Annotated in this window: 25 protein-coding genes; 10 read left to right on the forward strand and 15 right to left on the reverse strand. The window is 69.4% G+C overall.

The genetic code is table 11. The features are described 5' to 3' along the window. Positions 1-125: 125 nt before the first annotated feature. The gene (gene rlmN, locus AC5RUH_RS00855; RefSeq protein ID WP_494102286.1) at positions 126-1343 is read right to left on the reverse strand and encodes a dual-specificity RNA methyltransferase RlmN; all 1218 of its coding nucleotides are present in this window, start codon (positions 1341-1343) and stop codon (positions 126-128) included. Positions 1344-1465: 122 nt separating this feature from the next. Here rlmN and AC5RUH_RS00860 point away from each other — a divergent pair, with 122 nt between their 5' ends. After that, entirely contained in the window at positions 1466-1948 is a 483-nt protein-coding gene (locus AC5RUH_RS00860; protein WP_494025097.1) for a pyrimidine dimer DNA glycosylase/endonuclease V, read from the forward strand. Between the two features lie 91 nt (positions 1949-2039). Here AC5RUH_RS00860 and AC5RUH_RS00865 read toward each other — a convergent pair whose 3' ends face one another. Next, complete coding sequence (locus AC5RUH_RS00865) at positions 2040-2738, reverse strand: helix-turn-helix transcriptional regulator (protein WP_494024107.1); 699 nt, start codon at positions 2736-2738, stop codon at positions 2040-2042. A gap of 73 nt (positions 2739-2811) precedes the next feature. Between AC5RUH_RS00865 and AC5RUH_RS00870 the strand changes: the two genes are divergently transcribed. After that, positions 2812-3552, forward strand: coding sequence for an alpha/beta fold hydrolase (locus AC5RUH_RS00870; protein WP_494127639.1), 741 nt, complete (start codon positions 2812-2814; stop codon positions 3550-3552). 132 nt (positions 3553-3684) lie between these two features. On the opposite strand, the gene AC5RUH_RS00875 is transcribed toward AC5RUH_RS00870, so the two are convergent. The 3 genes from AC5RUH_RS00875 to AC5RUH_RS00885 all read right to left on the reverse strand — a co-directional run bounded on the left by AC5RUH_RS00875 (position 3685) and on the right by AC5RUH_RS00885 (position 5654). Beyond that, a complete protein-coding gene (locus AC5RUH_RS00875) occupies positions 3685-4845 on the reverse strand; it encodes an aminotransferase class I/II-fold pyridoxal phosphate-dependent enzyme (protein ID WP_494127708.1) in 1161 nt (386 codons plus the stop codon). 62 nt (positions 4846-4907) lie between these two features. After that, on the reverse strand, positions 4908-5342 hold the full coding sequence (locus tag AC5RUH_RS00880; protein ID WP_494001074.1) for a universal stress protein: 435 nt from the start codon (positions 5340-5342) through the stop codon (positions 4908-4910). Between the two features lie 108 nt (positions 5343-5450). After that, positions 5451-5654: a hypothetical protein gene (locus AC5RUH_RS00885; protein WP_494001075.1), complete on the reverse strand. Its 204-nt coding sequence runs from the start codon at positions 5652-5654 to the stop codon at positions 5451-5453. 213 nt (positions 5655-5867) lie between these two features. Between AC5RUH_RS00885 and AC5RUH_RS00890 the strand changes: the two genes are divergently transcribed. Continuing rightward, the gene (locus tag AC5RUH_RS00890) at positions 5868-6323 is read left to right on the forward strand and encodes a VOC family protein (RefSeq protein WP_494101807.1); all 456 of its coding nucleotides are present in this window, start codon (positions 5868-5870) and stop codon (positions 6321-6323) included. Positions 6324-6545: 222 nt separating this feature from the next. After that, on the forward strand, positions 6546-6986 hold the full coding sequence (locus AC5RUH_RS00895) for an arsenate-mycothiol transferase ArsC (RefSeq protein ID WP_494001077.1): 441 nt from the start codon (positions 6546-6548) through the stop codon (positions 6984-6986). A gap of 68 nt (positions 6987-7054) precedes the next feature. On the opposite strand, the gene AC5RUH_RS00900 is transcribed toward AC5RUH_RS00895, so the two are convergent. The 3 genes from AC5RUH_RS00900 to AC5RUH_RS00910 all read right to left on the reverse strand — a co-directional run bounded on the left by AC5RUH_RS00900 (position 7055) and on the right by AC5RUH_RS00910 (position 9726). Continuing rightward, the gene (locus AC5RUH_RS00900) at positions 7055-8368 is read right to left on the reverse strand and encodes an MFS transporter (RefSeq protein WP_494127709.1); all 1314 of its coding nucleotides are present in this window, start codon (positions 8366-8368) and stop codon (positions 7055-7057) included. A gap of 264 nt (positions 8369-8632) precedes the next feature. Next, positions 8633-9118, reverse strand: a complete 486-nt coding sequence (locus AC5RUH_RS00905) for a DUF4190 domain-containing protein (RefSeq protein WP_494127640.1) — start codon at positions 9116-9118, stop codon at positions 8633-8635. 68 nt (positions 9119-9186) lie between these two features. Next, complete coding sequence (locus tag AC5RUH_RS00910) at positions 9187-9726, reverse strand: TetR/AcrR family transcriptional regulator (RefSeq protein WP_494001080.1); 540 nt, start codon at positions 9724-9726, stop codon at positions 9187-9189. A 103-nt stretch (positions 9727-9829) separates the two neighbouring features. On the opposite strand from AC5RUH_RS00910, the gene AC5RUH_RS00915 reads away from it, so the two are divergent. The 4 genes from AC5RUH_RS00915 (at position 9830) to AC5RUH_RS00930 (ending at position 14639) form a co-directional block, all read left to right on the forward strand. After that, on the forward strand, positions 9830-11335 hold the full coding sequence (locus AC5RUH_RS00915; protein ID WP_494074579.1) for an MFS transporter: 1506 nt from the start codon (positions 9830-9832) through the stop codon (positions 11333-11335). A gap of 79 nt (positions 11336-11414) precedes the next feature. Further along, positions 11415-11771 (forward strand): metal-sensitive transcriptional regulator, encoded by a 357-nt coding sequence (locus AC5RUH_RS00920; protein WP_494101805.1) that lies wholly within the window; start codon positions 11415-11417, stop codon positions 11769-11771. Between the two features lie 34 nt (positions 11772-11805). Next, entirely contained in the window at positions 11806-12030 is a 225-nt protein-coding gene (locus tag AC5RUH_RS00925; protein ID WP_494001083.1) for a heavy-metal-associated domain-containing protein, read from the forward strand. A gap of 140 nt (positions 12031-12170) precedes the next feature. Beyond that, positions 12171-14639: a heavy metal translocating P-type ATPase gene (locus tag AC5RUH_RS00930; RefSeq protein ID WP_494127641.1), complete on the forward strand. Its 2469-nt coding sequence runs from the start codon at positions 12171-12173 to the stop codon at positions 14637-14639. A gap of 85 nt (positions 14640-14724) precedes the next feature. Here AC5RUH_RS00930 and AC5RUH_RS00935 read toward each other — a convergent pair whose 3' ends face one another. Beyond that, a complete protein-coding gene (locus AC5RUH_RS00935) occupies positions 14725-15000 on the reverse strand; it encodes a DUF2277 domain-containing protein (RefSeq protein WP_494013570.1) in 276 nt (91 codons plus the stop codon). A gap of 190 nt (positions 15001-15190) precedes the next feature. Between AC5RUH_RS00935 and AC5RUH_RS00940 the strand changes: the two genes are divergently transcribed. Then, on the forward strand, positions 15191-15868 hold the full coding sequence (locus tag AC5RUH_RS00940; RefSeq protein WP_494074576.1) for an NADPH-dependent F420 reductase: 678 nt from the start codon (positions 15191-15193) through the stop codon (positions 15866-15868). On the opposite strand, the gene AC5RUH_RS00945 is transcribed toward AC5RUH_RS00940, so the two are convergent. Further along, the gene (locus AC5RUH_RS00945; protein WP_494001087.1) at positions 15852-16856 is read right to left on the reverse strand and encodes an EamA family transporter; all 1005 of its coding nucleotides are present in this window, start codon (positions 16854-16856) and stop codon (positions 15852-15854) included. The genes AC5RUH_RS00940 and AC5RUH_RS00945 overlap by 17 nt on opposite strands. Before the next feature lie 107 nt (positions 16857-16963). Between AC5RUH_RS00945 and AC5RUH_RS00950 the strand changes: the two genes are divergently transcribed. Beyond that, the gene (locus tag AC5RUH_RS00950) at positions 16964-17512 is read left to right on the forward strand and encodes a CGNR zinc finger domain-containing protein (RefSeq protein WP_494024100.1); all 549 of its coding nucleotides are present in this window, start codon (positions 16964-16966) and stop codon (positions 17510-17512) included. Positions 17513-17525: 13 nt separating this feature from the next. On the opposite strand, the gene AC5RUH_RS00955 is transcribed toward AC5RUH_RS00950, so the two are convergent. The 5 genes from AC5RUH_RS00955 to AC5RUH_RS00975 all read right to left on the reverse strand — a co-directional run bounded on the left by AC5RUH_RS00955 (position 17526) and on the right by AC5RUH_RS00975 (position 22230). Next, positions 17526-18410, reverse strand: coding sequence for a DUF4261 domain-containing protein (locus AC5RUH_RS00955; RefSeq protein WP_494127642.1), 885 nt, complete (start codon positions 18408-18410; stop codon positions 17526-17528). 41 nt (positions 18411-18451) lie between these two features. Beyond that, positions 18452-18877 (reverse strand): hypothetical protein, encoded by a 426-nt coding sequence (locus AC5RUH_RS00960; protein ID WP_494013566.1) that lies wholly within the window; start codon positions 18875-18877, stop codon positions 18452-18454. Between the two features lie 102 nt (positions 18878-18979). After that, a complete protein-coding gene (locus tag AC5RUH_RS00965; RefSeq protein ID WP_494127643.1) occupies positions 18980-19594 on the reverse strand; it encodes a hypothetical protein in 615 nt (204 codons plus the stop codon). Positions 19595-19603: 9 nt separating this feature from the next. Continuing rightward, the gene (locus AC5RUH_RS00970) at positions 19604-20959 is read right to left on the reverse strand and encodes an MATE family efflux transporter (RefSeq protein WP_494127644.1); all 1356 of its coding nucleotides are present in this window, start codon (positions 20957-20959) and stop codon (positions 19604-19606) included. Between the two features lie 119 nt (positions 20960-21078). After that, the gene (locus AC5RUH_RS00975) at positions 21079-22230 is read right to left on the reverse strand and encodes an MFS transporter (protein WP_494127710.1); all 1152 of its coding nucleotides are present in this window, start codon (positions 22228-22230) and stop codon (positions 21079-21081) included. Positions 22231-22288: the final 58 nt, after the last annotated feature.

Here is a 22288-nt window from a genome sequence, read left to right on the forward strand (position 1 = left end):
GCGTCCCGCGGACGGCGGAGAGGGTCACCCGGGTCCAGCCGGTGGACGAGGAGGCCCGAAGCGCCGAAACCACCGGCGGGCCGGGTCCGAGGACCCGGCCCGCCGCCGTCGTTGTTTGTGAGGGGTTACTCCGTCGCCGCCAGCTGGCCGCAGGCGCCGTCGATCTCCTTGCCGCGGGTGTCGCGCAGTGTGGTGGGGACGCCGGCGTCGTTCAGCCGGGCCACGAACTCGCGGGTGACGTCCGGGTCGGACGAGGTCCAGATGGAGCCCGGGGTCGGGTTCAGCGGGATGGGGTTGACGTGCACCCAGCCGCGGCCGCGCTTGTTGAGCTTCTTGGCCAGCAGGTCGGCCCGCCACGCGTGGTCGTTCATGTCCTTGATCAGCGCGTACTCGATGGAGACGCGCCGGCCGGTGCGCTGGTAGTAGCCGTAGGCGGCGTCCAGTGCTTCGTCGACCTTCCAGCGGGAGTTCACCGGGATCAGTTCGTCGCGCAGTTCGTCGTCCGGGGCGTGCAGGCTGAGCGCGAAGGTGAAGGGGAGGTTCTCATCGGCCAGCTTGTTGATCGCCGGCACCAGGCCCACGGTGGAGACGGTGATGCCGCGGGCGCTCATGCCCAGGCCCTCGGGCGCCTCGTCCACCATGCGGTGCACGGCATTCATCACGCGCTTGTAGTTGGCCAGCGGCTCACCCATGCCCATGAAGACGATGTTGGTAACCCGGCCCGCGTCGGGGCCGGCGTCCTTGCGCTTGCCGCCGAGGCCGCCCTCGGCGATGACCCGGTTGGCCTGAACGATCTGGTCCAGAATTTCCGCGGTGGACATGTTGCGGGTCAGGCCGGCCTGGCCGGTGGCGCAGAACGGGCAGTTCATGCCGCAGCCGCACTGGCTGGAAACGCAGAGCGTGACCCGGCCCGGGTAGCGCATCAGGACCGATTCGACCAGCGAGCCGTCGAAGAGGCGCCAGAGGAACTTGATCGTGTCGCCGTTGTCGGTGGTCAGGCGCTTGACCTCGGTGAGGAGGGTGGGGAAAAAGGTCTCGGCCAGTTCCGCGCGCCGCTCCTTGGGCAGGTCGCTCATGCGCTCGGGGTCGGTGGTGTAGTGCTGGAAGTAATGCGTGGACAGCTGCTTGGCCCGGAACGCCGGCAGTCCCAGCTCCTTCATCTTGTCCTGCCGCTCGGCCAGCGTCATGTCGGCGAGGTGGAGCGGCGGCTGCGTGACGCGCGGGGACTTGAACTGCAGCAGCGGACGGCCCTCGCTGGTGACGGCCTGGTTCCAGCCCTCGGCGGCGGGACGCACCTGGGGCCGGTCGGAAGTTTTTTGGGGGGAAGAAATCTGCGAAGACATTGCCACCTATTGTCTCACAGGCACGATATAGTTCTCCCTTCGCCGCCGGCGGGCCGGGGCCGCGGCTGCTGCCGGCCGCTCGGCCGCCGCTGGGCAGGGCGAGGTGTGCTTATTCTGGTCCAATGCGGATATGGAGCCTGCACCCCCGGCTGCTCGACCGGAGGGGTCTGGTGGCCTGCTGGCGGGAGGCCTTGCTGGCGCAAAAGGTTCTCGCAGGCGAAACCAAGGGCTACCGCAACCACCCGCAGCTGCAGCGGTTCCGTGCCGCGGAGGACCCGATGGCAGCCATCGGCGCCTATCTGGAGGGGCTGGCAGCCGAGGCTGCGGCCCGCGGATATGCCTTCAACACCAGCCTGATCCGGTGTCCGGGAACCTCGGCGGCCGGTGCCGCCGCAAGGCAGCGGCAGCCGAGCCTGCCGGTCCATTCGGAACAGCTCAGCTTCGAACTGCGGCATCTGATCGCCAAACTCGCGGTGCGGGACCCGGACCACGCCGTGGTCCTGAACCAGCGGCTGGAGCGGCAAAGCCCCGGCCGGGTCCCCGACCCCCATCCGCTGTTCACCACGGTCGAGGGACCGGTGGAGGATTGGGAACGGCCGGTGTGACGCCTTCCGGCCCTCCGGCGTGCACGGGTCCGGCCGGGGTGTGGCCGACCCGGAGTCCGGCTGTTGTGACCGGAGTGGTTAATTGAGTGACTCAATCGCCCCGACCGTGCACCGGCCTGGCGTTCGCCGGGGGTTCTCCGACCTCGTGGATGGTATGGCCGCTGCAAGCCGTCTTGGTTACGCTGGCTCGCTCGATGCGTGACACGGTGAACCATCGCATGGCGTTGCGCAGCCGGCACCACCCCACCAAGTACCACTGGCCGTTCGTGGAGGCGAACAGCACCGGCTCAACGTCGCGGGTGGTCGTGGTCTCGTCTTTCGAGGTGTAGCGGATGCGGATCACCCGCTGCTCGGCCATCGCCTCCTCCAGTGCCGACTTGATGGAGCGCGACGAGGAGGGAAGCGCGTTGACCCAGACGCGGTGGGCCAGCTCGTCGGCCCGTGCTCGGGTTTTGGGATCGAGGACGTCCAGGATCTTCTGGATACCTGCTGCTGCCAGATCGGCGTAGGGGGCATCGGGTGCAGCGGACACGGCTGCCATGAGCGCCACGGCCTGCGCCGGGGACAGGCTGACGGGCGGCAGCGACGCGCCTGTAGCCAATCCGTAGCCACCGCCGGGACCCGGGCGAGACCATACAGGCGCACCGCTGTTCTCTAACGCATCGAGGTCTCTCTTAATAGTGCGCACGGATACCGCGAACTCTCTCGCCAACCGGTCGGCGGAAACCCCCCGTGCGCCGCTGCGGCGCAACATCTCGGACAGGGCATGGAGCCGCTCGACCCGCTTCACAGTTCAGGCGCCGACAAAATCATGACATAAATAGTGACATACCCTTGTCCGCAGTGCCTGCGAGGGTCGTGCCATGACAACTACTACGAGCACTCCGACCATCATTCTCATCGCCGGCCACTGGCTGGGCGCTTGGGCGTGGGATGAAGTCCTTGAACACCTGAGGACCGACCGCTCCCGCGCAATCGCGATGACGCTGCCCGGTCTCGACGGGGACGATCCCGAGCGAGCGGCGAAGACTCTCGACGATCAAGCCGCGGCGGTCCTAGACGTCATCGCTCAACTCGGGGTCTTCGAGGATCAGCCCGCAACTCTCGTCGCCCACAGCGGGGCGAACGCCCCCGTCAGCCTCGTCCTCGACCGGCACCCTGAGCTTGTCCATCGAGTGGTGTGGGTCGACTCCGGCCCCGTGGCCACGGGAAGCGCCTTCGCCCCGGACCTCCCGGAGGAGTTGGAAGAGCTTCCGCTGCCGCCCCTCGACGTCCTCGCACAGCAGGCGAGCCTCGAAGGCCTGAGCGCGGAGGTCCTCGAACGTTTCCAGGCCCGGGCCGTCCCTGAGCCCGGACCCGTGCTGCGTCAGCCCGTCGAGCTCACGAACGATGCCCGCCGCAAGGTCCGGACCACCCTGGTGTGCTGCTCGATCCCGAGCGCGCAGGTGCTGGAACTGGCCTGCGCAGGCCATGCCATGTTTGCCGAAGTCGCGAACATCGAGCACCTCGACGTCCTTGACCTCCCGACGGGGCACTGGCCTATGTGGAGCCGTCCCCGCGACCTCGCCACGGCCATCCGGTCAGCGGCTTCTCAAACAAACTGAACTGCACGTACAACCTGAAGGGGTCGGCCGCATCCGCGGCGCATGCGGCAGCCAGCCGCCCCTTCCCACGCTTGATCGACGTGCCCGGTCAGTAGAGCCAGGGGCCGGCCCTGGGCATGGCCGAGCCGGGAGCTAGCGGCTCCGGCCCTCCTGGAAGCGCACAATGCGCTCGATGGCCGTGGCCACGGCCTCGGCACCGGCGGCAAAGGACAGCCGGACGGAGCGCGTGCCGTTGACGGCATCGAAGTCGGCGCCGGGGACCAGTGCGACGCCCTCTTCCTCCAGGAGCGCCCGGCAGTATTCGGCCGAGTCGGCGAAGCCCTCCAGCTGCCGCCCGAGGTCGGCGTACAGGTAAAAGGCCCCGTCGGCCGGTGCCGCGCTCCCCCACTCGAGCCGGCTCAGGTTCTGCAGCAACAGGGCACGCACCTCGGCGAACGCGGCCACCGCGGCCTCCGCCTCCCTGTAGGAGTCCGCCTCGAACGCCGCCAGTGCCGCCAGCTGGGCCGGGGCCGGCGGGCACAGCGCCACGTTTCCGGCGAGCGCATCGAAGGCCGGCGCGAGGTCGCGCGGCATCAGCGCCCAGCCCAGCCGCCACCCCGTCATCCCCCAGTACTTGGAGAAGGAAGAAATAACGACGGCGGTGCGGTCCAGTTCCCAGGCGCAGGTTCCGCGGGCATCCGGTTCCGCGGGATCGGCCGGATACGTGATGCCCTGGTAGATCTCGTCGCTGACCAGGCGAACCCCATGCTCGGCGCACCAGGCCGTCAGGGCGGCGAGCTCGCTCCGCGACACCATGGTGCCGGTGGGGTTGGCCGGCGACGCCAGCACGAGGCCGGCCAGCGGCCCATGGGCCGCCGCCGCTGCGGCCAGCAGTTCCGGCGTCGGCTGGTAGCGGGCTTCCGGACCGCAGTCGATCTCCACCACCTCGCAGCCGAGCGCTCGCAGAATGTTCCGGTAGGCCGGATAGCCCGGCCGCGCCAGCGCCACCCGGTCGCCCGCATTGAACGCGCTCAGGAACGCCAACATGAAGGCCCCGGATGACCCCGTGGTCACGGCCACTTCCTCCGCCGCCACGTCCAACCCGTACCAGCGCCGGTAGTGGCCCGCGATCGCTGCCCTCAGCTCCTGGATGCCAAGCGCGCTGGTGTAGGTCAGCGGCCGGCCGGAGGCGTGGATCTCGGCGGCCCGCTCGGACACTGCCCGCGGGGCGCCGCCCGCAGGTTCCCCCGCGCACAACGACACCACGTCCCGGCCGGCAGCGCGCATCTGCGCGACCCGGTCCAGGATGCTCATCACTTGGAACGGCGGCACCTGGGCACGGCCGGCCACCTGCAGTTCGTTCACGATCCTCAGAATCAGCCGGCGGTACCGGCGGTCTTGGCGATGTAGACGTCGCAGGCGGCCTTGTGGGTCACGGAACTGGCCACGCTGCCGAGCACCCGGCCCAGCCCCTGCATGCCCACGTTGCCGACCACGATCAGGCGGGCGTTGACGCGTTCCGCCTCTGCCACCAGCGCGTCCTGGGGCTTGCCGAGCACCGCCGTGTAGCTGGTCCTCAGGCCCTCCGCGCCCAGTTCTGCCGCGACGTCCCTGGCTACCTTCTCGGCCCGCTCCGACTCGTGGATGAACCACTTGTCGTTGCCGATCTCCACGACTTCGGTCGCATCGGATTCGTGGGCGGTAACCACCCGGAGCTCGGCGCCCATCGACGCGGCGAGTTTAGCCGCGGTGCGCGCCGCCTTCATGGCGGTATCGCTGCCGTCTACTCCTACGATGATGATTCCGGCCATCGGGCCACCCCTTCGAGCACGTCGTCTGGCGGCCACGTGGGCCGTTTCACACCAACTTACCCGCCGCGTGGGCGATCCGCCGGGAGCCGCGGGTCGCCGTCGTCGTTATCAGTCCACGAACTCCGACTGGGTCTCGATGAACTCCCAATCTTCTTCCGGCAGCGTTGCTTCCTTCAGGTCCGGCCCGCCCGCCTCGTAAACCGCCGCCGCCGCATCCGCGTCCACGACGTCTGCCCTCAGGTTTTCCCGGAACCACTGCTTGTGGCCGGTTGGCAGCTTCAGCCACCACTGTTCAATCCGCAATTCCGCCATCTCGCGCCTCCTTGTATCTCGCCGCTACTACTTCCACCGTAGGTGTGTGGTTTCCCGCGGACAAGGGAGGCCTGCAGGCGGGTGCCGCAGGCAGCGGCGACAACTACCTCTGCCGGTAGTTGTTGGCTCGTACCGGCCGGAGTGCCACAGTGGACCTCGTCCGCACTCCCCTTGCGCCGCGCCGGCCGCGGGCCCGCCTGGAAGGAACAGCCAATGGACCGCATGGTTTTCATCAACTTGCCCGTCAGCGACCTGAAGAAGGCCACGGACTTCTACACCGGTCTGGGTTATACGCTGAATCCGGACTTCTCCTCGCCGGATGCCTCGTCGGTGGTCATTTCCGACACAATCGTGGTGATGCTGCTGACCCAGGAGCATTTCGGCAAGTTCCTCCGAAACGGCACTCCGCATCTGGGCTCGGATGCCAAGGAAGTGCTGGTGGCCCTCAGCGCCGAGTCGCCCGAGGAGGTGGACCGGTTCGTGGCCAACGCGACGTCGGGCGGCGGCACCATCTACCGGCCGGCGGAAGAAGAGATGCCGGGCATGTACGGGGCCGCCATTGCGGACCCGGACGGACACGTCTGGGAGATCATGCACATGTCACCGGAGGCGATGCAGGCAGTCGCGGAGCAGAACGCCGCGGCGGGCAACGCCGACGGGGCGCAGTAGCTTCCGCGCGGCCCGGTTTCCCTGCCGGCCGGCCGCATCCCGAAGATGTCCTGGATCCATCCCCGGGGCGCGGAGTGCCCGGGGGATGGCGGCTGGCTCCCGCTGCCGGCGCTCGGCTTTCTTGCCCGGCGAACCTATGGGTCGGCTCGAAGTTCTGGCACAGTGAAGAGAAGCAGCCGGCACCGGCAGCGGGCCGGGAGCCGATCGACGCGGAGGTCCGCCATGACAGCCTCAACAACGGGCACCACCCGCCCGACCGTCCTGTTCGTGGGCGTGCGGGATGCCGGCCGCTCACAGATGGCCGCGGCCTACCTCTCCCAGCTCGCCGAGGGCGGCATCGAGGCCCGGTCGGCCGGAACCCGGCCAAGGGGACGGCTGGACGCCGCCGTCGTCGAGGCCATGGCCGAAGAGGGCATCGACCTGTCCGCCGTGCGTCCCACGGCGGTCACCCACGAATCGGTCAACAAGGCGCAGATGGTGGTCACGTTGGGTTCCGGCGACGAATGCCCGGTGGTCCCCGGCCGGCGCTATGAAGACTGGGATGTGGACGACCCCGCAGGCCGGGACGCTGCCGGCGTGCGGGCGATCCGTGACGACATCAAGCACCGGGTCCAGCACTTGCTGTCAGAACTGCAGCCGGCCCTGCACCCGGACGCGCAGTAGGGCCCGCACGGCAGAAGAGCCCGCACGGGGACGCCAGACTGGATGCCGGAGCCTGTCCGCGGCCGGGCTCACGTCCCCGGCGCCTCGGCAGGCGCCTCACTCGCCGCCTCCGCGTACGAGGCCGAGATCCGACGATAGACCGGGGTCAGGAAGGCCAGCAGGGCGGCCACGATCATGACGATCCCGGCCACCAGAAACACCAGGGCGATGCCGCGGGACGTGCCCTCGCCCAGGAGCGGTGCGAGGGTGGCGGCGCCGTCGACCGAGCGCGCGTACGGGATGATCCAGACTTGCGCGATCGGTGCGATCAGGAACGCGGTGATCGGCGCAGCCGCGGATTCGAAGGCCATGGCGAATCCGAACACCCTGCCCTGCCGCTGCAGCGGAACCACCTGCTGGATGACCGTCTGCTCGGCGGCCTCCACGAAAGGCACCAGCGCCAGGTAGAGCCAGATCCCGGCAATGTACAGCCAGGCCCACTCGCGCAGCGTGAACACCGCGCCGAGGGCCCCCATCACGATCACCGCGATGAGCATGGTGCGCAGCGGATTACGCCCGAGCCCGAACTTGCCGATCACCGCGCCGCCCACGATGAATCCGGTGGAGCCGAGCGCGAGGTACGCGCCCCACAGCTCCACGGGGAACAGTTCCAGCCCGTAGGGATCCATGAGCGCCATGTAAACCCCGCCGATGAAATTGTTAAAGGTGGAGAACAGGATCAGCGCGAACAGTCCGGCGATGGCCAGCACGGCGGCGATGGAACCGCGCAGGTCGAAGCTGCCGCGTGCGTCCGTGGCGGCCGCGCGCACCTCCTCCGGCATGCGCAGGGTGAGCAGGTGCAGGAAGGCGAGCGCCGTGAGCACCAAGGCGACCGCGATTGTCCCGCCCATGCCGAGCAGGCCTACCGACAGCCCCGATAGCACCGACGTAACGATGAAGGCCAGGCCCTGCACCATGCCCACCAGACCGTTGGCATTGGCCCGCCGCTCCGGGTCGACGAGGATGGTCACCGTGGTGGAGAGGGCAATGTTGCGCATGTTCTCCACCACCGCGCCGATCAGAATGATCAGGGAGAAGACCCAGAACCACGGCCGGGTGAGGTCCAGCAGCCAGGCCTGGGGGATCAACAGGAACATGGCCCCGGACAGAAGGAACATCGCCAAGGTGAAAACGGCGGCGAAGCGCATCACGGCCAGCTTGCGGTAGCGATCCACGAACGTGCCGAAGCTGATGCTGGAAAGCGCAATCAGCAGCATGTATGCCCCGCCGATCACTCCGGTGGCGATCACGTTGCGCGTCTCCAGGTACACCCAGAACGTCAACGCGAACCACAGGTAGCTGGTGGTGATGTTGGCCAGGGCCGTATTCACCAGGATCCCCATGAACGTGCGGTACCGCTGTGCAGGGCTGCGCACGGTCGTGTCGACTGCGGCTGGATCGACCAGGTTCGGTGCTTCGCCGTCCCCGATCGGCACCGAAGTACCGGCCGCCCCCGCGGTAAGACCCGCACGCTCCTGGTGAGCCGGGGCCCCGGCAGGTCCCGGTTCCTGCTCGGTCATGCGTTCCAGTGTACTGACCTGACCCAGGTACGGACACGGCGAAATTCAGCCCGTCAATCCCGGCTCCCGGCCCCGCCAGGTGGCGCGTTAACTGCAGGTGTAGGTGACGCCGTCCACGACGTGAGTGCCCGGTCCCAGCTCGCCACAGGCTTCCATGAGGTAACCGACGCCTGCCAGCGCGATGATGATGAACAGCATCAACAGCACCGTGCCCACAGCGCCGATGATGATGCCGGCGAGCGCAAAGCCGTTTTTGGCACCCGCGCGCTTGGACTGCACCATGCCGATGATGCTGACGATCAGCCCGGCCACCGTCAGCGGTCCGAGCAGGGACAGGATAAAGCCGACGATCCCCATGGTCCTGCCGGGAACGGGTTGCCCGGGACCGGGCTGTCCCGGGTACCCGTAAGGCTCGTTTGGTTGCTGGTATGCCTGGCCGGCGCCCTGTTGCGGGTAGGCGGGGTAGGCGTCCTGTTGCGGGTGGGCGGGGTAGGCGGGGTAGGCGCCCTGCGTGGACTGCGGCTGGGAAGCCGCGGGCTCGGGATGCTCCCCGTGGCCAGTGGGAGTAGACATGTGGTTCCTCTCCGGTGCGTAAACGATTTATCGTCCCCACCGAACACCCTATGTCCGGCGGCCGCGGATCAGCCCCGGCCCACCAGCGTGTCGACCTGTTCCAGCAAGGCGTCCATCTCGCCGTCGGCCAATTGGTATTGCTGCGCATCCGGCGAGAAGAAGGTTGCGCTGTAGTAAAGGCCGTCGCCGATCAGCTTCACGGCCTGCGCCAGCGGCCGGCTGCCAAGCGCCTGCTCCAAGGCATCCAGCCAGAGTTCCTGGATCCCGGCAAAGGTCCTCGCCGCGGACGGGTGGCCTTGCTGGACCAGGCGCGCCACGGCCACGATGGCCCGGTCCAGCGGCGAATCGACGAACCTGGACGTGCGCACGTAGTAGCGGGCCGCTCCTTCCGGGGCACTGATGATCTGCTCCGCGTCGGCGGCGGTCAGCGCGGAGAGCCGCTCGCACAGGGCGTCCACCATCGCCTCCTTGGACGGAAAGTGGTACAGCAGCCCGCCCTTCGACACCCCGGCCGCCGCCGCGACGGCGTCCATCGTGGCGGCTCGCTCGCCCTCTTTGATCAGGATGTCCTCGAAGTTGTCGAGGATCCGGTCTCTCGCACTGGCCATTCACCCATCCTAGGACTCCCCCCGCCCGCGGAGCTGCCGCTTTGCAGGTAAACCGTCCAGACGGTACAGTAGATCCGACTTCCCCGATTCCGAAAGACCCACCATGCTTACCGTCACCCAGCGCGCCGGGCGCCGAGAATGGACCGCACTGGCGGTCTTGATGCTTCCGGTCCTGCTGGTCGCCGTCGACAACACGGTGCTCAGCTTCGCGCTGCCCGCGATTTCCCTGGCGTTCAGCACCAGCGGCACCACCCTCCTGTGGATCATCGACATCTACCCCCTGGTACTTGCCGGCCTGCTGGTGGCCATGGGCAGCCTGGGCGACCGGTTCGGCAGGCGCCGGATGCTGATGATCGGCGCGGCCGGTTTCGCCGCACTGTCCGCGCTGGCCGCCTTCTCCCCCAGCGCCGAACTGCTGGTTGCCGCACGCGCCGGCCTGGGCATCTTCGGGGCCATGCTGATGCCGGCCACCCTGTCCCTGATCCGGAACATCTTCACGGACCGGGCGCAGCGGCGCCTGGCGATCGCCATCTGGGCCGCCGGCTTCTCCGCCGGCGCCGCCCTCGGCCCGCTGCTGGGCGGCCTGCTGCTGGAACACTTCTGGTGGGGTTCGGTCTTTCTGCTCGCGGTCCCCATGCTGCTGCCCATGCTGGTGCTGACGCCGGCGTTCGTGCCCGAGTCGCGCGATCCCGAGCCCGGCCCTATCGACGCGGCCAGCATCCTGCTCTCCGTCGCCGCCCTGCTCCCCGTGGTCTACGCCATCAAGCAGCTGGCCGGCGGCGGAAATCCCGCCCTTGCGGCAGCAACGTTCACCCTCGGCATCCTGGCCGGCTGGCTGTTCGTCCGCCGCCAGCTGGTCCGCGCGAACCCGATGCTGGATGTCCGCCTGTTCCGCCACCGCCCCTTCACCGGCGCCGTGCTGGTCAACCTGTTGGCCGTGTTCTCCCTGGTCGGCTTCCTGTACTTCGTCTCCCAGCATCTCCAGTTGGTCCTCGGCCTCAGCCCGCTGCGGGCCGGCCTGGTACTGCTGCCCGGCCTGGCGGTCACCATAACGGCCGGCCTGCTCGCGGTGCCGCTGGTGCGCCGGATTGCCCCGCACCGGCTGGTGGCCTGCGCCCTGTTGCTGTCCGCGGCGGCCTACGCCCTGGTGGCGTCGTCCCCGGACGCCCCAGCGGTGACCCTGATGGCGGCCTTCGCGCTGCTCGGCGCCGGGGTCGGCGCCTCCGAGACGCTCTCGAACGACCTCATTTTGTCCAGCGTCCCCGCGGCCAAGGCCGGCGCCGCCTCCGCCGTGTCGGAGACGGCCTACGAAGTGGGCTCTGTCTTCGGGACCGCCGTGCTCGGCAGCATCCTGGTCGGTGCCTACCGACGGAACATCGCCCTGCCCGCCGGGCTGGACGCCGAACAGCAGCAAGCCGCCGGCGAGACCCTCGGCGGCGCCATCACCGTTGCCGGGCAGCTGCCCGAACGCACCGGGGCCGCCCTGTTAGATTCCGCGGTCCATGCTTTCGACAGCGGCGTGACCGTCACCGCCGGACTGGCCGCGGTTCTCATGGTCGCGGCAGCCTGGCTCGCCTTCCGAACGCTGCGCGTCCCGCAGCACCAGTGACTCGGGGCGCGGCCGGCGCCCTTGCGCGATACCCCTAGGGGGTATAGATTGGTGGCATAGCCCACCGATTGAGGAAGCCATGAGCCACACAGCACGGCCTGCGGAAACCGAAACCGTCACCGCCCCTGCCGACGAGCACATCGGGCACGCGTACACGTCGGACAAGGAGGCGTACCTGCGCCGGCTCAAGCGCGTTGAGGGCCAGGTCCGCGGCATCGCCCGCATGGTGGAGGACGACAAGTACTGCATCGACATCCTGACCCAGGTCGCCGCCGTCAACAAGGCCCTGCACGCGGTGAGCGTTGGCCTGCTCGAGGACCACATCGGACACTGCGTCATCGGCGCCGCCAAGGAATCCGAACTCAGCGGCGACCCGCAAATCGTCGAGGACAAGGTCAAGGAAGCCTCGGACGCCATCGGCCGACTGCTGCGCTGACCTTCCCCGCGAACCCAACCCCAAGGAGACAGTCATGAGCACCACCACCATCAGCATCGACGGCATGACCTGCGGCCACTGCGTGGACGCCGTCACGGAAGAACTGCAGGCCCTCGACGGCGTCCGCGGCGTCAGCATCGAACTCAACAAGGGCGGAATCTCCACGGCGACGGTCAGTTCCGAGGCGGATCTTGACCCGGCCCAGATTGGCGAGGCCGTCGCCGAGGCCGGGTACACCGTCGTCGCGCAGAACGCCTAGCTCCAGATCGCTTCAGGCCAGACGGCCTTTGGCCAGTGCGACGACGGTGCCCTCCGGCCGCCGTCGGCCCCCCCTTTTTTCGCGAACCAGCGGACGCGCTGCCCCCGCACCGTCCCACGCAGAATTGAGACAACCAACCGATGTCCTCCCATCCCGGCACCATGGATCCTGAAGCAGAACCGAACCCGACCAGAACCGTCGAACTGGCGATCGAGGGCATGACGTGCGCCTCCTGCGTGAACCGGGTGGAACGCAAGCTCGGCAAGATCGAAGGAGTCCAGGCAAGCGTCAATCTGCCCCTGGAGTCCGCCGTCGTGCTCGTCCCGGACGGCGTCACGAACCAGCAGTTGGTGGACACGGTGAAGGCCACCGGCTACAAGGCCCGGGTGAAGCCGCAGCCGCACTCCGCGCCCGCCCCACGGCACGGGGATAGGGGCCACGGGCGCGACGGGAACCCGGAGGCGGACCACGGCACCGGCCCCGGCGACCAGGACCACCACGACCACTCCGGGGACGCCGGCCGGGGTGACGACGGCGAGCACGCCGCTCACGCCGATCACGTGGAGGGTGAGGACCACATGGCCCACGGCGGCACCGCCGGCCAGCTGCGTCCGCGCCTCTGGACGGCCGCCGTCCTGACCTTGCCGATCTTCATCATGTCGATGATCCCCGGCGCGCAGTTCCCGCACTGGGGCTGGGTGGCATTCGCGCTCAGCATCCCGGTGGTGTTCTGGGCGGCCTGGCCGTTCCACCGCGCCGCGGCGATCAACGCCCGGCATTTCGCCTCCACGATGGACACGCTGGTGTCCCTCGGCGTGCTGGCCGCCTTCTTCTTCTCCGCCTGGCAATTGGTCATAGATCCAATGCTGACCGAACACGTGGGCGGCAACATGTCCGAGCACGAACTGTACTTCGAGGTGGCCGTCGTCGTGGTCACCTTCCTGCTGCTGGGCCGCTATCTGGAAGCCAACGCCAAGCAGCGGGCCGGCGACGCCCTGAAGTCGCTGCTCAACCTGGGCGCGAAGGACGCTACCGTGCTGCGGGACGGCGCCGAGGTGAAGGTGGCGGCCGCCGACCTGGTCCCGGGCGACATCATGGTGGTCCGGCCGGGCGAAAAGATCCCCACCGACGGCTACGTGGTGGACGGGCACTCCGCCGTCGACACGTCGCTGCTCACCGGCGAATCCGTGCCGGTAGAAGTGGATGTGGACGACACGGTCACCGGTGCCACCATCAACACCTCCGGCCGGCTGCTGGTCCGCGCCACCCGGGTCGGCTCGGACACCACGCTGGCGCAAATGGGCCGCCTGGTCAGCCAGGCGCAGGCCGGCAAGGCCCCGATTGCCCGGCTGGCCGACCGGATCAGCTCCGTCTTTGTCCCGGTGGTGCTGGTCATCGCCGTCGTCACTTTCATCCTCTGGATGGTTTTCACCGGCGACCTGCAGGCGGCGTTCACCGCGGCAGTCACCGTGCTGGTGATCGCCTGCCCCTGTGCGCTCGGGCTCGCCACGCCTACCGCCCTGCTCACCGGCACCGGCCGGGCGTCGCAGCTGGGCATCCTGATCAAGGGGCCGCAGATCCTCGAGGACACCCGGCACGTGGACACCATCGTGCTGGACAAGACCGGCACCGTGACCACCGGGCGGCAGGCAGTGGAGGGCGTGCTGGCCCTGGCGGACCGCGGCGAAGACGAGGTCCTGCTGCTGGCCGGCGCGGTAGAGGCCGGCTCCGAACACCCGATCGCGCTGGCCATCGTTGAAGCGGCCCGCAAGGTCGCGGCCCGCACCGGCACGCCGTCCGGCGCGACAGCCGGCGCGACGGCCGGCGAGCATGCGCTGCCCGCCCTCTCCGACTTCCACAGCACGGCGGGCGGCGGCGTCCGCGGCACCATCACCGAACGCGACGGACGCGCGAGCACCGTCGTCGTCGGCCGCAACAACTGGATGGACGAGAACGGCATCGCCCTCACCGACACCCACCGCCGAACCCTGCTGGAGCAGCAGCAGGCCGGGTCCACGGCGGTCTGGGTCGCCGTCGACGGCACCATCGCCGGAATAGTCAGCCTGCAGGACACCGTGAAGGAGAACTCGGCGGCCGCCATCGCACGGTTCAAGGACCTGGGGCTGCACCCCATCCTGCTCACCGGCGACAACGCAGCGGTGGCCGCCGAGGTGGCCGCCGAGGTCGGCATCGCCCCCGGGGACGTCTTCGCCGACGTACTCCCCGAGGAGAAGGTGGCCGCGATCAAGCGGCTGCAGGACGAGGGCAAGACGGTGGCAATGGTGGGCGACGGCGTGAACGACGCCGCCGCGCTGGCCCAGGCCGACCTGGGCATCGCCATGGGCGCCGGCACCGACGTGGCGATCGAGGCCGCGGACCTGACCGTGATGGGCAGCGACCTCGGCCAGGTGGTGCAGTCCATCGAGCTCAGCCGCCGGACGCTCTCCACCATCAAGTCGAACCTGTTCTGGGCCTTCGCCTACAACACGCTCGGGATCCCGGTGGCCGCGCTCGGGCTGCTCAACCCGATGATCGCCGGGGCCGCGATGGCCGCCAGCTCGGTGCTGGTGGTAGCCAACTCCCTGCGCCTGCGCCGCTTCGGACGGTAGCGGGCGGGGGGGCGACAGCCCGCCGGGCGGCACAGCAGCCTCCCGGCGGACCCGCCTCCCCGCGGGCCGCCTCCCGGCGCCGGGCCTAGACGGCGGCCCCGTAGCGGACGGCGGCGCGGGCACGGGCCTTCACGGCTTCTTCCTCACGGTTCTTCGGCGGCGCCGCGGTCACCAGGTCGTCGAGCAGGTGGGCGGTGATGTGCGCGATCTCGTGCACCGCCCGGTTGAAAGCTTCCTCGTTCGCCTTCGACGGCTTGTTGCTGCCGCTGACCTTGCGCACGTACTGCAACGCGGCGGCCTCAATTTCGGCGTTCGTGGCGGCGGGCTCGAAGTTGTGGAGCTGGCGGATATTCCGGCACATGTCGGGCCTCCGGTTCGGATCGTGGATGCTGGCTGGTTCCAGTTTGCTCCCCCGCCGCGGCATCGCACCACCCCGGCAGGGCACCGCCTCCGACTTCCTCGACCACTGGCCCGCCACCCTCGGAAGGAGCACAGTAAGTGGTAGGGAGTCAGACTCGACCGGGGCAACCCGAGCTGGACAGGAGACCATCATGAAAACAGCAGTCCTCGGAACCGGCAGGGTCGGCCAAACCATCGCGGTCCGCCTGGCCGAGCTCGGCCACGCCGTCACCATCGGAACCCGCGATCCCGAAGCCACGCTGTCCAGGACCGAGACAGATGCCATGGGCACCCCGCCCTTCACCGTCTGGGCGGCCGACAACCCCGGCATCGGAGTCACCCGCTTCGCCGACGCCGCAGCCGGGGCCGAGCTGATCATCAACGCCACCAACGGCAGCGCCTCCCTGGACGTGCTGACCCAGGCCGGGGCCGAGAACCTCGACGGCAAAGTCGTGCTCGACATCGCCAACCCCTTGGACCCCAGCACCGGGATGCCCCCGACCCTCTTCGTCAAGGACACTGACTCCCTCGGCGAACAGATTCAGCGCGCCTTCCCGGCCGCGCGCGTCGTGAAGTCCCTCAACACGCTCACCGCCGACCTCCAGGCCCGCCCCGGGCTGATCTCCGACCCCGGAACGGTCTTCGTGTCCGGCAACGACGCCGACGCCAAGAATACGGTCACCGAGCTCCTGAAGGCCTTCGGACATCAGGACGTGATCGACCTCGGCGACATCACTACCGCCCGCGGCGCCGAAATGCTCCTGCCGGCCTGGCTCCGCCTCTGGAGCGCGCTCGGCACGCCCCGCTTCAACTTCAAGATCGTTCGCTAGCCCGCTGGAGATACTTCCGGTTCACCGCCGGTTTAGGGCCGCGCAGCTCATCCGCCCGGACCAGCACCACGCCCGCCACGATCAGAGCGCCGCCGACCAACTGGATGGCCGCGGGCAGCTCGCCCAGCAGCAGCCAGGCCCAGATGACGGCGAAGAGCACCTCGGTCAGCGAGACGAAGGAAGCCACCTTGGTACCGAGCGCCCGGGCGGCCATGATGCCGGTGACATAGGACAACACCGTGGACAGCAGCACCAGCCCGACCAGCGGCACCCACCACTGGGTCTGCCAACCGGCCAGCTCGACGCCGGCCGTGCTGAAGGACATCGGCAGGATCTGCACCGCGCCCAGGACGACGATGGCCACACCGCCCACCAGCAGGCCGCCGGCGGCCAGCACCAGCGGCGGCAGCGAGTCGTTTTGCTTGGCGGTGATGAAGAAGTAGACCACCAGGCAGACGGCGGCGCCCAGCCCCCACAGTACGCCGGCAACGTCCAGCTTGACCGGCCCAAAGACGTCGAGGACGAGCATGAGGCCGGCCACCGCAAGCACGGTACCGGCGATGGTCGCGGGCCGCGGCAGTCGGCGGCTGGTCAGCCAGAGCCACAGCACAATCAGCACGGGCGCCAGGAACTCCAGCAGCAGCGCCACCCCCACTGAGAGGCTGGCAACGGCATTGAAGTAGAAAAGCTGGCAGCCGGCCACGCCGATCAGCCCGAACAGCCCGATGGTCTTCCAGTTTTGCCGCAGTTGGTCCCACCGGCCGCGCAGCATGAACGCGGCGGGCAGGGACAGCACCAGCGCCGCGGCCACCATGCGCACCGCCACCGCCGAGCCCGGCGTCCAGCCGGCCTCAAGAAGCGACTTGGCGAAGGGTCCCGAGAGTCCGAAGATCGCCGAAGAGGCCAGGGCGATGCCGACGCCGGCCACTGCGGAGCCGGGGCGCGGCGGGGCTGTCTGGGTACGCTGTTCGGCGGCGGTGGAGGCCATGACGGATCCTTGGGGAAGTGCGGGTTCGCTCCCGGCGCAGAACAGGTCTGTCAGGAGTCATGAGCGGTATACTACTGACAATATCGCCGCCACTGTCAGGGGTCAATATGGTCTTTGCTCATGACACCGAGCACTCGCTGGTGGATGCGGCCCGGCTGATCAATACGGCCGAGGTCTTCCCGGACACCCTCGCCAGCGTAGCGGATCTCGATGCCCTCGTGGCGGACTTCGGCTTCACCGGCTCGCGCACGCATACGACGGCGGAGCTGGAGGCGGTCCGCGCCCTGCGCCCCGTGCTCAAGGAGGTCTGGTCCGCGACGGAGGACCGCGCCGTCGTCGTTGTCAATACGATCCTGGCCGACGCCGGCGCCATCCCGCAGCTGGTCAAACACGACCAGTGGGACTACCACCTGCATGCCACCAGCCCGGACGCGCCGCTGGAGGTCCGTATGGCCGTGGAGGCGGCGATGGCGCTGGTGGACGTGATCCGCGAGAAGCAGCTGGACCGCCTGCGGACCTGCGCCGCGGACGACTGCACCGCGGTGCTGGTGGACCTGTCGAAGAACCGGTCGAAGCGTTTTTGCGATACCGGCAACTGCGCCAACCGCACACACGTGGCCGCCTATCGGGCCCGCAAGTCGGCCGCCAACGGTTGACCGGAGGACGGTACTAGCGGCTGCCGGCGGAGTAGGGCGGGCCGGGATCGAGGTCGATGACCGTCCGCAGCGGCGGCAGCAGCGAATCTTCCCAGCTGGCGGTGAACACCAGGTCGTCCGGGCCGTTCAGCCGGCTGTTGGATTCGATGACCGGCCCGTGTTCGTAAAGGTACGCTGCCACGTTGAAGGCCAGTTCCACCATCTGGTTCGGATCCTTGTCGCGGAAGTGCACCTGCACGTCCGGCAGGCCCAGCTGGTACATGCCCAGGCTGTCCACCACCATGGCGCCCTCGTCGTTGCTGACCAGGAAGAACCGCATGTTCACCGGGCCCGCCAGCGGGTGGGCCGCCTCAAGCTCCAGGGGGTCCCGCCAGTGCGAGTTGTGCAGCCACCGGACCGCCGCCGGCCGCGTCTCGGCGGCCAGCAGGCGCAGCACCCGCTGGAAAGACTCGACCCGCGGCTTGGGTTCGAAGCCGCTGGCCACCACCTCCGTGACCAGGATGCGGTGCGTGCAGCCGGGAACCTGCTGCTCGGCGTCGGGCCAGGACCAGCTTTGGTCCGCGGGGGTTGCCGCCAGCGCCTCGACCGCGGACAGCGGCCCGCGGGGAACGGCCACTCCGGTGCTCAGCCGGATCGTTTTCACGCCGGAGACGCCGTTGATGTCGAAGGAGTGCGCGGCGTGCGGCAGCAGGGCTACGCCGTCGGAAAAGGAGGCGCCGGGGAATTCCTCCGCCAACCGCGCCTGGAGTTCCTCGCTGAAGAGCAGGGGTTCCGACCGGTACCACAGCTCCGCGGCCACCGTGGTCTTGGCCTCGGGCGGTTGTCCGCCGCCGGTCGCCGCGGTGTCGCCGGGATCTGCCGGGACGGGCAGGTGCGGGGAAGGCTGGCCGGAAGTCATGCTGCCATGCTCGTCAGGTCCGGCCGGGCCGGCGCCAGGCATCAGCGGCGCGCGTCGCCGTCGTCGTCGTTCCCCGAGAGGCGGTTGGTGGCCTCGGGGTTCGCGGCGGCCTCCGCCGCCTGCTGTTCTTCCACCTGGGCCCGGCTCTGCGGCGTGCCGGGGGCGGGAACAGTGCCGGCGCCGCCGGGGATCTTCGAGGAGACCCGATGGATCCCGGAGCCCTCGCTGAGGTGGCTCGGGTTCTCCTTGGTGGACATGGTCAGCACCGCAACAATCAGCAACGAGGCGATGAAGGCGATGCCGGCCGCCGTCACGCCGAGGTCCCAGCGCAGCAGGTTTCCGGACCCGCCGGTGGCGAAGACCATGGTCAGCGCGCCCGCTATCACGGCCAGTACCGCCGAGAAGATCAGCGGGCCCTTGACGGACATCCGTCCTTCGTCCGGACGGCCAGACGCGTTCTTGCCCACGATGATTTCCTCCTGCTGACGGATAAAGCCTGCATCCAGTCTACCGGCCGTAGAAGTTGCCGCGCAGGCGCCGGTGGCGCCGGCCACACCCGCGGGCTGTATTCAGCCGGCCGTAGGCTGCCTGGCGTCGTGGCGCAGGCTGAGGGCGGCGATCAGCAGGACGACGGCGATGATGATCGCCGCCCCGCCCAGCACCCCCAGCAGCGCATGCGGGCCCAAGTGTGCGAAGAAGGGCAGCGCGACGCCGAAGCCCACGGACACGGCACCGGTGATCAGCCAGTCGCGGGCCAGCACGGACCCGGCCTCACCCGTCGCGGGCGGGGCAGCCGCCGGGTTCCCGGGAACCTCGCGGCCGCCGGTCGGGCGGTTGCTCCACCAGAGCATCAGCTCGGCCCCGCCGGAGACCAGCAGCGCCGCGGTGGCCAGCACGGTGAACATCGGCACCGTCTGCAGGGCGCAGGCCAGGATGCCGGCCACCGCGAGTACGGCGGCCTGCAGGAGCAGCAGCTGGCGGTGGGCCGCAGCGGCCGGCTTGCGCGCCAGCAGCCAGACCGCCCCGCCGCTGAGCAGCAGGAACAGCCCGCCGGCCAGTGCCATCACGGTGCGGTCGGGTTCCTGCCAGAAGATAGTGGTGGCGCCAAAGGCGGCGGCCACCAGGGCGCGGATCAGGACCGGCTGCCAGAATACGGCCGCTTGGGTAGTACTCGGGATCGTCACGGTTCAAGCCTAGTGTGCCCCGGTGACCATCCACGCATCGTTGCGGACCCGCCAGCCGAGCGTGACCGCGCGGGCCGCGGTGTAGCCGAGCCCGAAGGCCGCCCACAGCCAGACGAGTCCCGCCGTGCCGGTCAGCCCGGCCGTGGCCACCCACACCAGCAGCGGCGCGTACGCCAGCAGATTCACCACGCCGGCAATGGCCAGGTAGCGCGCGTCGCCGGCGCCGATCAGCACGCCGTCGAGGACGAAGACGAGGCCGCAGATCGGCTGGCTCAGGGCCAGCAGCCAGATCGCGGCCGTAAACGCCTGGTGGACGGCCGGGTCGGAGGTGAAGACCCAGCCGAGCACCGGCGCCACCGCCGCCAGCAGCAGGCCGGTCACCACGCCGAATCCCACTCCCCAAACGATCATCCGGCGGGTCAGCGAGTGTGCCAGCGCCTTGTTCGAGGCCCCGAGTTCCTTCCCGATCAGGGCCTGCGCGGCGATGGCGATGGCGTCCAGCGCGAAGGCCAGGAAACTGTACATCGTCATCACCAACTGGTGGCCGGCCAGGCTCACCGGTCCCTGCGAGGTGGCCACAAAGACCGTCGCGAGCAAGGCAATCCGCATGCTCAGGGTCCGGAGCATCAGCCAGGAGCCCACGTGCGTGGTGGCCTTCAGGCCGACCCAGGTGGGCCGCAGCCGCACGCTGTGCCTGACGGCTCCGCGGTAGACGATGACGAGGTAGACCGCCGCCATGGCCCACTGGACCAGGCTGGTGCCCATGGCGGACCCGGCCACCGAGAGCCCCATCCCATAGACCAACAGGAAGTTTAGGCCGATGTTGGCCAGGAAGCCGATGCCGGCGACCAGCAGCGGGGTCTTGGTGTCCTGCAAGCCGCGCAACACCCCGGTGGCCGCCAGCACGATCAGCATGCCCGGCAGGCCGGGCATCGACCAGCGCAGGTAGTCCACCGCGAACCCCTGCACCTGCCCGCTGGCCCCCATGGCCGCGGTCAGGTCCGGGGCGAAAGCCCAGCCCGCGGCGGCCAGCACCACGCCGACGACCAGCGCCAGCCAGATGCCGTCCCGCCCGACGCCGTATGCATCCGCCATCCGGCCGGCGCCCAGCAGCCGCGCCACCGCCGGCGTGGTGGAGTAGGCGAGGAAGATCATCAGTCCGACGACGGTCTGCACCACGGTGGCGGCCAGCCCCATTCCGGCCAGTTCCGCCACCCCGAGGTGTCCCACGATGGCCGAATCGGCCGCCAGGAACAGCGGCTCGGCGATCAAGGCGCCGAAGGCGGGGATGGCGAGTGCAAGGATTTGACGGTTCAGGCTCCGTCCCTGCCGCTGCTCGGCGGTCTTCTCCGGGTTCACGCCCACCAGCTTAGGCGCCTTGCAGCCCGAATTCCGGCGTGACGAACCGGCAGCGCGGCCCTGGAGCTTTTAGCCACCGTGCATGCATTATGCATGCACTTGTACAAGGCTTCCTGGCGCTCCCGTTATCCGGCGCCTCGCGCACGCAGGGCGAGCACCGCCGTCGTACCGGCGATGACGGCGAGCGCGGCGGTAAACGCGACGACGCCGGTCCAGCCGAACCGACCGAAGAAGAGGCCGCCGGCCCAGCCGAGCAGGCTGGACCCGGCGTAGTAGAAGAGGTTGTAGAGGCTGGACGCCTGGGCCGCGCCGACCGTCGCCAGCCGCGGCGTCCAGCCCGACGCGACCGAATGCGCGGCGAAGAATCCGGCCGTGAATACCACCAGCCCCAGCAGGATCAGCGCGAGCGAATCGGCGAGGGTGACCGCCAGCCCGGCAATGCTGACCACGATCCCGCCCAGCAGCACGGGCAACCGGCCGGTCCGCGCCGTCAGGCCGCCGGCCACCCGGGAACTCACGGTGCCGGCCAGATAGGCCAGGAACAGCAGGGAGGCCAGCGACGCGGGCAGGGAAAACGGCGGCGCCTCCAACCGGAAGCCCAGATAGTTGTAGACGGCGACGAATCCGCCCATCAGCAGGAATCCCTGGGCATAGAGCGCCAGCAGCGGCGCCGAGCGCAGGTTCGCCAGGATCCGCTGCCCCAGCCCGGGCCCCTGCCCGCGCACGATCGGCCGGAAACCGCGCGGGGCCGGTGCCAGCCGCACGAACAACACGGCGGCGAGCGCGGCGGCGGCGCTGACCGCCAGCACGCCGGCGCGCCAATCGGCCCACTCCCCCATCGGCCCGGCGATGAGGCGGCCGGCCAGGCCGCCCACGGTGGTGCCCGCCACGTAGGTGCCGGCCGCGACCGCCGCGTGCAGCCGCTGCACCTCCTCGTTCAGGTAGACCAGTGCGACGGCGGGGATGCCGCCCAGCGCGCCGCCCTCCAGGAAGCGCAGCGCCAGCAGGGCGGGAAAATTCGGCGCCATCGGCAGCGCCAGGCCCAGGATCACGGCGGCGCCGATCGCCCACGTCATGGTGCGCTTGCGGCCGGCCCGGTCCGCCACCGCGGACCAGGGCATGACGGCCAGGGCCAGGCCGATGGTGGCGGCGGAAAGACTGAGCGCGGCGTCGGCCGCGCTGACCTGGAAGGTTCGGGCGATGCCGGGCAGCACCGCCTGCACCGAATACAGTTGGGCGAACGTGGCGAAGCCGCCGAAGAGCAGCGCCAGGAGCATGTTGCGGTAGCCCGGGCTGCCTTTCGGGTGGCCTGCCCAGGGCTGTTCCGCGCTACTC

This window comes from Arthrobacter sp. Y3223166, assembly GCF_059090935.1.